Annotated in this window: 13 protein-coding genes; 8 read left to right on the top strand and 5 right to left on the bottom strand. The window is 68.3% G+C overall.

From position 1 onward, the window contains the following. Window positions 1–113: 113 nt before the first annotated feature. Window positions 114–833, bottom strand: a complete 720-nt coding sequence (locus tag FB547_RS19140; RefSeq protein ID WP_145744950.1) for a Crp/Fnr family transcriptional regulator — start codon at window positions 831–833, stop codon at window positions 114–116. A gap of 103 nt (window positions 834–936) precedes the next feature. Between FB547_RS19140 and FB547_RS19135 the strand changes: the two genes are divergently transcribed. The 8 genes from FB547_RS19135 (at window position 937) to FB547_RS19100 (ending at window position 9,766) form a co-directional block, all read left to right on the top strand. Beyond that, window positions 937–1,527 (top strand): HD domain-containing protein, encoded by a 591-nt coding sequence (locus FB547_RS19135; RefSeq protein WP_145744948.1) that lies wholly within the window; start codon window positions 937–939, stop codon window positions 1,525–1,527. A gap of 23 nt (window positions 1,528–1,550) precedes the next feature. Then, window positions 1,551–2,318, top strand: coding sequence for a class II aldolase/adducin family protein (locus tag FB547_RS19130; RefSeq protein WP_145744946.1), 768 nt, complete (start codon window positions 1,551–1,553; stop codon window positions 2,316–2,318). An 87-nt stretch (window positions 2,319–2,405) separates the two neighbouring features. After that, window positions 2,406–3,332 (top strand): LysR substrate-binding domain-containing protein, encoded by a 927-nt coding sequence (locus FB547_RS19125; protein WP_145744944.1) that lies wholly within the window; start codon window positions 2,406–2,408, stop codon window positions 3,330–3,332. A 77-nt stretch (window positions 3,333–3,409) separates the two neighbouring features. Beyond that, window positions 3,410–4,837 carry an FAD-dependent tricarballylate dehydrogenase TcuA gene (gene tcuA, locus FB547_RS19120; RefSeq protein ID WP_145744942.1) on the top strand — a complete coding sequence of 476 codons (1,428 nt, stop codon included), beginning with the start codon at window positions 3,410–3,412 and terminating at the stop codon, window positions 4,835–4,837. Next, window positions 4,821–6,047 carry a tricarballylate utilization 4Fe-4S protein TcuB gene (gene tcuB, locus FB547_RS19115; RefSeq protein ID WP_145744940.1) on the top strand — a complete coding sequence of 409 codons (1,227 nt, stop codon included), beginning with the start codon at window positions 4,821–4,823 and terminating at the stop codon, window positions 6,045–6,047. Before tcuA ends, tcuB begins: the two co-directional genes overlap by 17 nt. Window positions 6,048–6,138: 91 nt before the next feature. Further along, complete coding sequence (locus tag FB547_RS19110; protein ID WP_145744938.1) at window positions 6,139–7,119, top strand: tripartite tricarboxylate transporter substrate binding protein; 981 nt, start codon at window positions 6,139–6,141, stop codon at window positions 7,117–7,119. A 69-nt stretch (window positions 7,120–7,188) separates the two neighbouring features. Next, a complete protein-coding gene (locus tag FB547_RS19105; protein WP_145744936.1) occupies window positions 7,189–9,468 on the top strand; it encodes a glycoside hydrolase family 3 N-terminal domain-containing protein in 2,280 nt (759 codons plus the stop codon). 19 nt (window positions 9,469–9,487) lie between these two features. Beyond that, window positions 9,488–9,766, top strand: a complete 279-nt coding sequence (locus tag FB547_RS19100) for a lipocalin family protein (protein WP_145744935.1) — start codon at window positions 9,488–9,490, stop codon at window positions 9,764–9,766. Between the two features lie 76 nt (window positions 9,767–9,842). On the opposite strand, the gene FB547_RS19095 is transcribed toward FB547_RS19100, so the two are convergent. The 4 genes from FB547_RS19095 to urtE all read right to left on the bottom strand — a co-directional run bounded on the left by FB547_RS19095 (window position 9,843) and on the right by urtE (window position 12,649). Then, window positions 9,843–10,193, bottom strand: coding sequence for an alpha/beta hydrolase (locus FB547_RS19095; protein ID WP_145744933.1), 351 nt, complete (start codon window positions 10,191–10,193; stop codon window positions 9,843–9,845). A 147-nt stretch (window positions 10,194–10,340) separates the two neighbouring features. Beyond that, window positions 10,341–10,688 (bottom strand): FmdB family zinc ribbon protein, encoded by a 348-nt coding sequence (locus FB547_RS19090; protein ID WP_145744931.1) that lies wholly within the window; start codon window positions 10,686–10,688, stop codon window positions 10,341–10,343. 11 nt (window positions 10,689–10,699) lie between these two features. Further along, window positions 10,700–11,932, bottom strand: a complete 1,233-nt coding sequence (gene fmdA / locus FB547_RS19085; RefSeq protein WP_145744930.1) for a formamidase — start codon at window positions 11,930–11,932, stop codon at window positions 10,700–10,702. Between the two features lie 27 nt (window positions 11,933–11,959). Further along, window positions 11,960–12,649, bottom strand: a complete 690-nt coding sequence (urtE, locus tag FB547_RS19080) for an urea ABC transporter ATP-binding subunit UrtE (protein ID WP_145745216.1) — start codon at window positions 12,647–12,649, stop codon at window positions 11,960–11,962. Window positions 12,650–12,897 lie beyond the last annotated feature (248 nt).

The raw sequence follows: 12,897 nt of genomic DNA, 5'->3' as shown, positions 1-12,897 counted from the left end.
CCCCCAGGCTGCGCGCACTTCGTGTCGCTTCGCCACCCCCCGACCGGGGGCGACACCTGAGGCCCGGCGAAGCCGGTTCCTCGGTGTCTCACGAACAGACGCGAGCACAGCGCTCATCCTGCACTCACCAGCGCCTGCAGCGCATCGAGCGATCGGAGCTCGATGCGTCCGTAGCCCAGCGCGAGCATGCCCTCGTCCGCCAGCGCATTGAGCTCCTTCGAGAGCGTCTGGCGCGTGACGCCGAGCATCATCGCCAGCGCCTCCTGCGGCAGCATCAGCGTGCGGCGCAGTTGCACCGACTGCGTGGCGTCGCCGCGCGCCAGCACCAGCAGCCGGTGCGCCACACGGGCACGCAGGCTGCGCAGCGTGGCGTCTTCGGTTAGGCCGTAGAGCATGCGCACGCGCGCGGCCAGCATGGCGGCCACCGCGTTGGCAAAGACCACGTCGCGCATCTGCTGGGCAAAGGCCTCGGGCGGCACCACGAGCAGGTCGAGCGCCTCCAGCGCGGTGGCGTCGTGGGTGCGCGGCGAGCCGTCGATCAGCGTGATCTCGCCGAACCAGTTGCCGGGCTCGAGCACTGCGAGGATGGCCTCGCGCCCGTCCTGCCGCAGCGACGAGATCTTGATCGTGCCGGCCAAGAGGCCATAGAAGCCGCCGCCGGCGGCATGGATCGGATCGCCCTGGCGGAACACCATTGCGCCGCGCCGCACGTGAATGAGTTCGGCCGCGCCCAGCAGTGCTTCGCGCTGCGCGCGCGGCATGCTGGTGAACCATGGATTGCGCTCCATCGCGGCACGGTGCGGGGCGGAAAGTCGCGGTTTGGAAGGCGGCATGCGGGGGTTTACCAGAGCCTTGCATTGTCAAATTCTTGACAGTTGAACGTCAAGCCCGGGTCTACAGTGGCCGCTCCCCCCAAAGAACACGGAGACGTACACGATGAGCGAACGGGCAGGTTTCAGGAGCATGCAGGAGAGCACGCGCGAAGACTGGCAGCTGATCGGCGGCGAGTTCAGGCAGTTCGCGGCCGGCCTGCCGGCGCGCGTGATCAGGCACCTGCAGATCCTCGAAGGCGACTACGGCGGCTTTCCGGTCGACCGCTACACCCATTCGCTGCAGACCGCCACGCGCGCGCTGCGCGACGGCCGCGACGAGGAATACGTGGTGTGCGCGCTCCTGCACGACATCGGCGACACGCTCGGCAGCTTCAACCACCCCGACATTGCCGCGGCCATCCTCAAGCCCTTCGTGAGCGAAGCCAACCACTGGATGGTGCAGCACCACGGCATCTTCCAGGGCCACTACTTCTTCCATCACATCGGCCTGGACCGCGACATGCGCGACGGCTTCAAGGACCATCCGCACTACGAGCGCACTGCCGAGTTCTGCGCGCTCTACGACAACCCGGCCTTCGACCCCCGCGCCGAGACGCTGCCCATCAGCGAATTCGAGCCCATGCTGCGGCGCCTGATGGCGCAGCCGAAGCAAAGCATCTACAAGGCCGCCATGACGGAACCGGCCGCGGCCTGACCCCCACAAGGAAACCACGCACCATGAACGCAAACACCCAGTCCGAAATCCAGAAGCTCGTCTCCGCCGAGGAGTGGCAGCTGCGCGTCGACCTCGCCGCCTGCTATCGCCTGGTGGCGCTCTACGGCTGGAGCGACCTCGTCTTCACGCACATCAGCGCGCGCATTCCCGGGCCCGAGCACCACTTCCTGATCAACCCCTACGGCCTGATGTTCGACGAGATCACCGCCTCGAGCCTGGTCAAGGTCGACCAGCAGTGCAACAAGGTCATCGACTCGCCCTACCCCGTGAACCCGGCCGGCTTCGTGATCCACAGCGCCGTGCATGCGGCGCGCGAGGACATCCAGTGCGTGCTGCACACCCACACCCGGGCCGGCATCGCGGTGAGCGCGCAGAAGAACGGCGTGCTGCCCATCAGCCAGCAGTCGACCTTCGTGCTGGCATCGCTGGCCTACCACGACTACGAAGGCGTGGCCTTCCGCGACGACGAGAAGCCGCGGCTGCAGGCCGACCTGGGGCACGCCAATTTCCTGATGCTGCGCAACCACGGCCTGCTGACTTGCGGCAAGACCATTGCGGACGCCTTCCTTTCGATGTACACCTTCGAGAACACCTGCCAGATCCAGATCGCCGCGCAGTCCGGCGGCGGCGAACTCACGCAGGTGAACCCCAAGATCGTCGAAGGCGTGGGCCAGGCAATGAAGGTGCAGACCGGCGGCCTGGGCGGGCAGTTCGTCTGGCCCTCGCTGATCCGCAAGCTCGACCGCATCGACGACAGCTACAGGCAATAAGCCGCGCCGATCCCGGTTTCCACGGCTGCCAGTGCCTGCGCGACAGGTGCCGGCAGCCATTTTTTTTAACTGCGCGATGATGCGTACATGGAACTCCGGCAACTGCGCTACTTCGTCAAGGTCTGCGAACTCCGCAGCATGGGCCGTGCGGCCATCGAACTGGGCGTGGTCACGTCGGCGCTGAGCCAGCAGATCAGCCGGCTCGAAGGCGAGCTCTCCACGCGCCTGCTGCAGCGCAGCTCTACCGGCGTCACGCCCACCGATGCCGGCATGGCCTTCCTGCACCAGGCGCAGCTCACGCTGCGCCATGCCGACGACGCGGTGCGCGCGGCGCAGCAGGCGCGCCTGTCGGGCCATGTGAGCGTAGGCCTCGCGCCCACCACCGCCACCGTGCTCGGCGTGCCTTTGATGCGGGCGATGCAGGAGCGCTATCCCGAGGTGCGGCTGCACATGGTGGAGGCGCTCTCGGGCCACCTCACGACGATGCTGCATGCGCGCCAGCTCGACCTGGCGGTGCTGTTCCAGACCGACACGCCGCGGCGCTGGAGCGTGCTGCCGCTGCTGGGGGAAAAGCTGTTCGTGATCGCATCGCCGAATCTCGCGCAGCGCCCGTCTGGCGCCAAGGTGCGACTGTCGCAACTGGCCGAGCTGCCGCTCATCCTGCCCAGCGGCAGCCACGGCCTGCGCGCCACGCTGATGGCGGCTTTCGCGCGGGCCCGCATCGCGCCGCGCATCGTCGCCGAGGTGGACGGCCTGGCGCTGTTGATGGACGCGGTGCGCGCCGGCCACGGCGCGACCATCCAGCCCGGCGCTGCCACCGCCCGCCATGACCGCGGCGACCTTCAGCTCACGCAGATCAGCGATGCGCACGTGGGCCGCCACAACCTGCTGGTGAGCCTGTCCGACGACGAGCTTTCGCCGGCCGCGCTGGCGGCGCGCGTGGTGCTTGCCGACACCGCCCGCGCCCTGGTGCGCGAAGGGCGCTGGGCCGGCGCCAGTCTTCTCGAAAACTGAACACCCGTTGCCTGTTCCGGCCTTTCGCGTCAAGGCACCGCTGCCTAAAGTCTCCCGTATTCCAAGGAGACCCACGAGTGATAGACGTACTGGTTGTCGGCGGCGGCAATGCCGCGCTGTGCGCCGCGCTGATGGCGCGCGAGGCCGGCGCCTCGGTGCTGCTGCTGGAGGCCTCGCCCAAGGCCTGGCGCGGCGGCAATTCGCAGCACACGCGCAACCTGCGCTGCATGCACGACGCGCCGCAGGACGTGCTGGTCGATGCCTACCCTGAAGAGGAGTACTGGCAAGACCTGTTGAAGGTGACCGGCGGCCTGACCGACGAGCATCTCGCGCGCCTGGTGATCCGCGCCTCGTCGAACTGCCGCGACTGGATGCGCCGCCACGGCGTGCATTTCCAGCCGCCGCTGTCGGGTGCGCTGCACGTGGCGCGCACCAATGCCTTCTTCATGGGCGGCGGCAAGGCGCTGGTGAACGCCTATTTCCGCAGCGCCGAACGGTTGGGCGTGCAGATCCGCTACGACACGCCCGTGGCCTCGGTCGAGCTCGACGGCGACCGCTTCGTGGCCGTGCGCACCGAGGCCGGCGAGCGCATCGCGGCAAAGAGCTGCGTGCTGGCCGCCGGCGGCTTCGAGTCGAACCGCGAATGGCTGCGCGAGGCCTGGGGCCGGAACGAGCGCGGCGAATGGCCGGCCGACAACTTCCTCGTCCGCGGCACGCGCTTCAACCAGGGCGTGTTGCTGAAGTACATGATCGATGCGGGCGCCGACAGCATCGGCGATCCGTCGCAGGGCCACATGGTGGCCATCGATGCGCGCGCGCCGCTCTACGACGGCGGCATCTGCACGCGCATCGACTGCGTGTCGCTCGGCGTCGTGGTCAACCGCGAGGCGAAGCGCTTCTATGACGAGGGCGAGGACTTCTGGCCCAAGCGCTACGCCATCTGGGGCCGGCTCGTGGCGCAGCAGCCCGGGCAGATCGCATGGTCGATCATCGACCAGAAGGCGGTCGGGCGCTTCATGCCGCCGGTGTTCGCCGGCACGCAGGCGAACACGCTGGGCGAACTGGCGCAGAAGATCGGCCTGGACGAAGCCACGTTCGTTCGCACCGTGCAGGACTACAACGCCGCCTGCCGCGTCGGCCGCTTCGACCACACCGCGCTCGACGACTGCCACACCGAGGGCATCGCGCCGGCCAAGACGCACTGGGCGCGGCCGATCGACACGGCGCCCTTCCACGCCTACCCGGTGCGCCCCGGCATCACCTTCACCTACCTGGGCCTGAAGGTCGACGAGACCGCGGCCGTGCGCTTCGGCGGCCGGGCCAGCCCCAACCTGTTCGTGGCCGGCGAAATGATGGCCGGCAACGTGCTGGGCAAGGGCTACACGGCCGGCGTGGGCATGAGCATCGGCACGGCCTTCGGCCGCATCGCGGGCACGCAGGCGGCACGCGCAGCAAAGAACCTTTCGAAGAATCCCCCGGAGACCGCCCTTGCAGCAGCTCACTGATCTGGTCGCACGCGCCCGTGCGGATGCCGACGGCATCGGCAGCGCCTCGGCCCGCGTGATTCCCATCGCCCCCGCCCTGCCGCTGACCGCCAGCGAAGGCGAGGTCGCGCGCATCCTGCAGATCTGCAACGCCTGCCGCTATTGCGAGGGCTTCTGCGCCGTGTTCCCCGCGATGACGCGGCGGCTCGAGTTCGGCAAGGCCGACACGCACTACCTTGCCAACCTGTGCCACAACTGCGGCTCCTGCCTGCATGCCTGCCAGTACGCGCCGCCGCACGAGTTCGCGGTGAACGTGCCGCAGGCGATGGCGCAGGTGCGCATGCAGACCTACCACGACTACGCGTGGCCGCCCGCGATGGGGGCGCTCTACAGGAAGGCCGGCCTCACCGTCGCGCTGGCACTGGCCGCCGGGCTCGCGCTGTTCCTGGTGCTGGCCGTGGCGATGACGGGCGCGCTGCTGCACGCGCCGCTTGCTGGCAACTTCTACGCGATCTTCCCGCACAACTTTCTCGCGCTGGTGTTCGGCGCGGTGTTCGCCTTCGTGGTGTTCGCGCTGGCGATGGGCGTGCGGCGCTTCTGGCGCGAGGTGTCGCCGGCACGGGACAACGCACCGGGCGAAGTGGGCGGCGTGCGCGCCGCGGCCGGCGCCGAGGCTGCACACGATGTGCTGCGCCTCAGGTACCTGGGCGGCGGCCACGGCGACGGCTGCAACAACGAGGACGACCGCTTCACGCTCTGGCGGCGCCGCTTGCACCACTTCACCTTCTACGGCTTCATGCTGTGCTTCGCCTCTACCTGCGTGGCAACGCTCTACCACTACCTGCTTGGCCTGCACGCGCCCTATGCGCTCACGAGCCTGCCGGTGCTGCTGGGCACCGCGGGCGGCATCGGCCTGGTGATCGGCCCCATCGGGCTGCTGTGGATGAACCTGCGGCGCAACGCAGCGCATGGCGACGTGGCGCAGCGGCCGATGGACCGCGGCTTCATCGCGCTGCTGCTGCTCACCAGCGTTACGGGCCTGGCCCTGCTCGCGTGGCGCGACACCGCCTTCATGGCGCTGCTGCTCGTGGTGCACCTGGGCGTGGTGATGGCGCTGTTCCTCACGCTGCCCTACGGCAAGTTCGCGCACGGCATCTTCCGCTCGGCGGCGCTGCTCAAGTTCGCGATCGAGAAACGGCTGCCCAGCCGCCTGCAGCTGGGTGCCGACTGACATCGCCCCTCACTCGAAGCCATCCCGCTGCCGAGCCAAGCGAGCGGGACCGGCTTTTTCCGAAGACCACGACAACACCAGGACTCCCGCGATGAAAAAAACGCTCTCCTCCTTCCTGCGCGCCGGCATGGCCGCCCTGCTCGCGGCGGCTGCCGCATCGACCGCGCTCGCGGCCGGCTGGCCGGCCAAGCCCATCACCATCGTCGTGCCCTTCGTGGCCGGCGGCACCACCGACATCGTCGCGCGCACCGTGGGCCAGAAGCTCTCGGAATCGCTCGGGCAGCCGGTCATCATCGACAACCGCGGCGGTGCCGGCGGCACCGTGGGCGCGGCCATCGCATCGAAGGCGCCGGCCGACGGCTACACGCTGTTCCTGGCCACCATCGCGCATTCGATCGCGCCGGGCCTCTACAAGCGCCTGCCTTACGACTTCCAGCGCGACTTCGAGCCCGTGGCGCTCGTGGCCTCCACGCCCAACGTGCTGGTGGTCAACGACAAGGTGCCGGCCAGGTCGGTGGCTGAACTGGTGGCCTACATCAAGGCGAATCCCGGCAAGGTGAACTTCGGCTCGGCCGGCAACGGCAGCACCGAGCACATCTCGGGCGAACTGTTCCGCTCGATGACCCGGACCGACGTCACCCACGTGCCCTACAAGGGCGGCGCGCCGATGATGGCGGACCTGATCGGCGGCCAGATCCAGATGGCCATCGAGACCAGCCCGTCGGCCGCACCGCACGTGCGCGGCGGCAAAGTGCATGCGCTGGCCGTGACCACGCTGAAGCGATCGCCGGCCTACCCGGGCGTGCCCACGCTCGACGAGGCCGGCCTCAAGGGCTACGACATGACCACCTGGTTCGCGCTCATGGCGCCCCACGGCACGCCGCCGGACCTCGTCACGCGCCTGAACGCCGAAGTCGCCCGCGCGCTGCAGCAGCAGGACGTGGCCAGGCGCTTCGAGGAGCAAGGCGTAACAGCAGGCAACATGCGGCCGGCCGAGCTCAAGTCCTTCATCGGCAGCGAAACCACCAAGTGGGTGAAGGTGGCCCGCGACGCCGGCGCGACTGCCGAATAGGCTTGCGCGCCTACCGCCAAAAGCCCGAGCAGACCGTGCGGCCTCGCTTTGGCGGGACAATGGCGGGCCATGCACGTTCGAATCCCCGCCATGGCGGCCCTGCTGGGCCTGGCCTGTTTTCTTCCCTTCTCCCCCGTCTCCCAAGCAGCCCCGGCCACCGCCGAGGGCGCCGCGGGCGCGGATGCCCGCGTCGAATCGCTCATCGCCCGCATGACGGTCGAGGAGAAGGTCGGCCAGCTCAGCCTCTACGGCCCCGCCAACACCAACATTCCCGGCAACCCGCAGGCCGGCCAGCGCAATGCCCAGCAGGAGATCGACGACGTGCGCGCCGGCCGCCTCACGGGCCTGTTCAATAACGAGGGGCTGGAGCGCAAGCGGGTGCTGCAGGAAGTGGCCGTGCGCGAATCGCGCCTGGGCATCCCCCTGCTCTATGGCGCCGACGTGATCCACGGCTTTCGCACCATCTTCCCGATGCCGCTGGCCGAAGCCGCGAGCTGGGAGCCCGAACTCGCCGAGCGCACCGCGCGCGCGGCCGCGGTGGAAGCCAGCGCCGACGGCTTTCGCTGGACCTTCGCGCCGATGGTGGACATTGCACGCGACGCGCGATGGGGCCGCGGCATCGAGGGCGCGGGCGAAGACGTGTACCTGGCCAACCAGTTCGCGGCCGCGCGCGTGCGCGGCTTCCAGGGCACAGACCTGTCGCACGCCGATTCGCTGCTGGCCACGCCCAAGCATTTCGCGGCCTATGGCGCCGCCGAAGGCGGGCTCGACTATGCCGCCACCGACATCTCCGAGCGCACGCTGCGCCAGGTCTACCTGCCGCCGTTCCGCGCCGCGCTGGACGCGGGCGCGCTCTCGGTCATGAGCGCCTTCAACGAGATCTCCGGCATTCCGTCCATCGCGAACCCTGCGCTCCTGACGGGCGTGCTGCGCGACGAGTGGAAGTTCAAGGGCTTCGTGGTGTCCGACTACACGGCCGACGAGGAGCTGATCGCGCACGGCTATGCCGCCGACGGCCGGCAGGCGGCCAAGCAGTCGTTCCTGGCCGGCACCGACGTCAGCATGCAGAGCGGCCTGTACATGCGCTACCTGCCCGAACTCGTGGCCTCGGGCGAAGTGCCGATGGCGCGCCTGGACGACGCGGTGCGCCGCGTGCTGTGGGTCAAGCAGAGGCTGGGCCTCTTCGATGCACCTTTTCGCGGGCTCGATGCCGCACCGGCAAAGCCCCGGGCCGACAACCCCGCGCACATCGCGCTCGCGCGCGAGGATGCGCGCCGTTCCATCGTGATGCTGAAGAACGAGCGCGCGGTGCTGCCGCTGCCCAGGTCGGGCCGGAAGATCGCGCTGATCGGACCCTTCGCCTCGGGCACGCAGGACCTGCTCGGCGCGTGGAGCCTGTTCCCGGGCCAGTCGGCACCGGTCGGCATCGACGAAGGCCTGCGCGCCGCGCTGGCCGATCCCGCTGCGCTGGCGGTGGTGCGCGGCTCGGGCATCGATGCGCCGCTGGCCGGCGGCATCGAGGCCGCCGTGGCCGCCGCGCGCGATGCCGACGTGGTGGTGCTCGCCATCGGCGAGAGCGAGCGCATGTCGGGCGAAGCCCGCTCGCGAACCGACATCGGCATTCCACAGGCCCAGCAGGACCTGGCCGAGGCCGTGGCCGCCACCGGCAAGCCGGTGGTCGTGCTGCTGAGCAACGGCCGCGCGATGGCGCTCAAGGGCGCGGTGCGCGATGCCGACGCGATCCTCGTCACCTGGTTTCTGGGCGTGCAGACCGGCACGGCCATTGCCGACGTGGTGTTCGGCGACTTCAATCCCTCGGGCCGGCTGCCGGTGAGCTTTCCGCGGGCCTCCGGCCAGGTGCCCTTCTACTACGGCCAGAAGCGCACCGGCCGGCCGCTGCCCGACAACGACCAGGCCATGGCTTTCAAGACCCGCTACGTGGACACCACGAACCAGGCGCTCTACCCCTTCGGCCATGGCATCGGCTATGCGCCGGTGCGCTACGACAGTGTGGAACTGAGCCAGGACCGGCTGCCGATCGGCGGCACACTGCGTGTGCGCGCCACCGTCACCAACACCGGCCGGCGCGAGGCCGAGGAAGTGGTGCAGCTGTATACCGCCGAACGCGCCGCGAGCGTGACGCGGCCCGTGCGCGAGCTCAAGAACTTCCGCAAGGTGCGCATCGAGCCCGCGGCGTCGAAGGTGGTCGAGTTCACGCTGCGCGCGGACGACCTGCAGTTCGTCGGCCGCGACATGAAACCGACGGTGGAGCCCGGAGAGTTCGATCTGTGGGTGGCGCCTTCGGCCACGGGCGGCATCAGGAAGAGCTTCGCGCTCACGCGCGAATGATGCGCGGCAGGGAGCGCCGATGAAACCACCCGTGCCCACCGCGCGCCGCCTGGCACTGGTCTCCGAAACGGCGGTCGAGAGCTATCGCTTCGATCCGGACGGCACCGTCGCCGCGGTCCTCGGAGAAAGGGACGGCCCCACCTGCGCGCCGCTGTTTCGCTGGAGCGCGCTGTCTGCCGACAGCATCGAACTGTCGGACGGCGATGGCGTGTTCGCCACCTGGACGCACATCGAGATCGAGGGCGACGAGCTGCGCGCCCTGTGCAACGGCCAGGCCAAGGTATTCAGGATCGGATGACCGGCGCGGAAAAACAAAAAAACGGGCCCCGTCGAGGGCCCGTTCTTCATTGCGCCGATCAAGGGCCAGCTTCGGCTCAGAGGCCGGCCTGGCGCGTGAACGACACGCTGGGCTTCTTGTAGGCTTGCGGCACTTCGTCGCGGTAGAACGCGCGGCGGTCGAGACTTGCGAGCGGGTCATGCGCCTTGGCAACGGCTTCGGCCTGGATCACTGCACGGTCGGCGGTCGAGGTGAAGGCTTGTGCGCCAGCGGCGGCACCGTCGCCGTATTCATTGCCGGCGCGGGCGGCGGCAACGGCTTGCGGCGCGACTTCGGCGCGCGAGACGCCGGAGTTCACGGTCAGCACGCCTTCGTAGGTTTCTGCATGCGCACCGGCGGCAGCCAGGAGCGAGAGGGCAGCAGCAGCGAGGACTTTCGAGGCATTCATTTCAATCTCCTAATGGGTTGGTTGGTGAAATGAAGTGTGATCCTGAAGGCCCCAAAAAAACCGCCGCAAACGGAATCGCGGCGTTCACGGGATTGAAACAATCGGCCGGCGCCGGCCCGCTGCACGCCACAAATTATTAGCCCGGCATTAGTGCGAAATCATCCAGGGCCGCTTCGAAGGCGCCGACTTGGCGCCGTTCGCCGCCGTGACTGTCGCACTGCGCCGCGACGACGAACCCGAGCAGCAGCCGCAGCCCGCCGGATGCTTGAAGCGCGCGTAGTCGCGCGAGCTGCCCGGCTCGTGCCGGGCGCGCTCGTTGGTCTCCATCGCGCGGCGCGTGCCAGAGGCCATCAACGCGAGCCGCGGCGCCGCCGAAAGCACGCGCGGCGATGCGCAGCCGCAGTCGGGGCACGCGGCGGGCTCGTCGCGCTGGCCCGAAGGCCGCAGCGCCTCGAAGCCGCCGCACTGGCCGCAGGCGTAGTCGTAGGTGGGCATGGGCGCGTCCGTCAGGCCAGGTCGTGCGACAGCGGCATGTCGATGCTGCCGTCGATCATCTTCATCGGCCCCGCTGCGTTCGGGTTGATGTCGAAGTCGAAGATCTGCGTGGGCAGCCAGAGCGTGGCGCAGGAGTTGGGCACGTCGACCACGCCGCTGATGTGGCCCTGCACGGGCGCGGTGCCCAGGATCGAGTAGGCCTGCGCGCCCGAATAGCCGAATTTCTTCAGGTACTCGATGGCATTCAGGCAGGCCTGGCGGTAGGCCACGTTCACATCCAGGTAGTACTGCTTGCCGGCCTCGTCGACCGAGATGCCTTCGAAGATCAGGTAGTCGTTGTACTGCGGCGTGATCGGGCTCGGCTTGAAGATCGGGTTCCTGATGCCGTACTTGGCCATGCCGCCCTTGATGAGCGTGACCTTCATGTGCACCCAGCCGGCCATCTCGATGGCGCCGCAGAAGGTGATCTCGCCGTCGCCCTGGCTGAAATGCAGGTCGCCCACGCTGAGGCCCGCGCCATCGACGTACACCGGGAAGAACACCTTCGAGCCGCGCGACAGGTCCTTGATGTCGCAGTTGCCGCCGTGCTCGCGCGGCGGCACGGTGCGCGCGCCTTCGGCCGCCGCCCTGGCGCGCGCTTCGCCGGTCATCTTGCCCATGTGGGCGGTACCGGCGAACGGCGGATTGGCCAGGCCGGGCACGCGGTCCGGGTCGGTGGCAATGAGCTTGCCCTCGCGCTCGTTCCACATGTCGAGCATCGGCTTGTCGGGCAGGCAGCCGATCAGGCCGGGGTGGATCAGGCCCGCGAAGTTCACGCCCGGCACGTGGCGCGAGCTGGTGAACATGCCCTTGAAGTCCCAGATGGATTTCTGCGCTTCGGGAAAGTGGTCGGTCAGGAAGCCGCCGCCGTTCTTCTTCGAGAAGAAGCCGTTGAAGCCCCAGAGGCTGTCCTGCTTGGCGCCGATGTCGAGCAGGTCCACCACCAGCAGGTCGCCGGGCTCGGCGCCCTTCACGCCCACGGGGCCCGAGAGGTAGTGCACGGTGCTCAGGTCGATGTCGCGCACGTCGTCGGCGCTGTCGTTGTTCTTGATGAAGCCGCCGGTCCAGTCGAAGGTCTCGAGGATGAAATCGTCGCCCGGGTTGACCCAGCAGGCCATCGGAATGTCCGGATGCCAGCGGTTGTGGATCATCTCGTTCTCGGTGGGCGTCTTGGTCAGGTCGACCTTGATCAGCGTGTCCGTCATTTGCAGTGGCTCCTGGTTGGGTTGTGGTTAAACGGAGAGATAGGCTTTGATGTGATCGACATCGGTTTTGTCGCGCGCCGTTTCGTGTACGAGCCGACCGCCTTCGATCACGAAGAGCCGGTCAGCCACGTCCAACGCAAAACTCAGCACCTGCTCGGACACGACGATGGTGATGCCGCGCAGCTTGCGGATCTCGTTGAGCGCCTTGGCGATGTCCTTGATGATCGAAGGCTGGATTCCTTCGGTGGGCTCGTCGAGCAGCAGCACCTTGGGATCGGTGACGAGGGCGCGCGCAATGGCCAGCTGCTGCTGCTGGCCGCCGGAGAGGTTGCCGCCCTTGCGGCGCTTCATGTCCCAGAGCACGGGGAACAGGGCGTAGATCTCTTCGGGGATGCGTTTTGTCTTCGAGTTCTCGAGGCCGGTCTGGATGTTCTCTTCCACTGTGAGGGTCGGGAAGATCATGCGGCCCTGCGGCACGTAGGCGATGCCCTTGGCGACGCGCCTGAAGCTCTCGTCGCGCGACACGTCCTGGCCCGCGACCTCGATGCGCCCGCTCCTGATGGGCAGCACGCCCATGAGGCTCTTGAACAGCGTGGTCTTGCCCATGCCGTTGCGGCCCATGATGGCCACGGTCTCGTTGGCATGGCCCTCGAAGGAAATGCCATGCAACGCCTCGCTCTGGCCGTAGGCTACGTGCAGGTCTTCGACCTTCAGCATGATGTTGCTCATCTCTCAGGCTCCTGTTGTTGATTCTTGCCGCTGTTGTCCAGGGCGGGTGCACAGGCCACCGGGTACTCCCCTCCGCGAATGTCCCCCGCCTTCGGCTCCTCCTTTATTTCGCTGCGGGGAGCACCCGATGCCCTGCGCATCTGGACGCGCTGTGGGTGTACCGCTGATCAACAGCCGCTCTGCCCAACGATCACGTCGATGGGGTGCCTTGCGCAGCGAAATAAAGGAGGAGGCCG

This window comes from Variovorax beijingensis (genome assembly GCF_007828835.1).
GTDB classification, from domain to species: Bacteria; Pseudomonadota; Gammaproteobacteria; order Burkholderiales; family Burkholderiaceae_C; genus Variovorax; species Variovorax beijingensis_A.
This window is presented reverse-complemented; position numbering and strand designations above follow the sequence as displayed.

What these genes read in the sequence shown, in the direction of transcription:
- FB547_RS19100 (WP_145744935.1), top strand. Translation starts at nt 9,488, where the DNA reads ATGAAACCACCCGTGCCCACCGCGCGCCGCCTGGCACTGGTCTCCGAA.
- FB547_RS19110 (WP_145744938.1), top strand. Translation starts at nt 6,139, where the DNA reads ATGAAAAAAACGCTCTCCTCCTTCCTGCGCGCCGGCATGGCCGCCCTG.
- FB547_RS19135 (WP_145744948.1), top strand. Translation starts at nt 937, where the DNA reads ATGAGCGAACGGGCAGGTTTCAGGAGCATGCAGGAGAGCACGCGCGAA.
- FB547_RS19105 (WP_145744936.1), top strand. Translation starts at nt 7,189, where the DNA reads ATGCACGTTCGAATCCCCGCCATGGCGGCCCTGCTGGGCCTGGCCTGT.
- urtE (WP_145745216.1), bottom strand. Translation starts at nt 12,649, where the DNA reads ATGCTGAAGGTCGAAGACCTGCACGTAGCCTACGGCCAGAGCGAGGCG.
- FB547_RS19095 (WP_145744933.1), bottom strand. Translation starts at nt 10,193, where the DNA reads ATGAATGCCTCGAAAGTCCTCGCTGCTGCTGCCCTCTCGCTCCTGGCT.
- FB547_RS19130 (WP_145744946.1), top strand. Translation starts at nt 1,551, where the DNA reads ATGAACGCAAACACCCAGTCCGAAATCCAGAAGCTCGTCTCCGCCGAG.
- fmdA (WP_145744930.1), bottom strand. Translation starts at nt 11,932, where the DNA reads ATGACGGACACGCTGATCAAGGTCGACCTGACCAAGACGCCCACCGAG.
- FB547_RS19140 (WP_145744950.1), bottom strand. Translation starts at nt 833, where the DNA reads ATGCCGCCTTCCAAACCGCGACTTTCCGCCCCGCACCGTGCCGCGATG.
- FB547_RS19090 (WP_145744931.1), bottom strand. Translation starts at nt 10,688, where the DNA reads ATGCCCACCTACGACTACGCCTGCGGCCAGTGCGGCGGCTTCGAGGCG.
- FB547_RS19125 (WP_145744944.1), top strand. Translation starts at nt 2,406, where the DNA reads ATGGAACTCCGGCAACTGCGCTACTTCGTCAAGGTCTGCGAACTCCGC.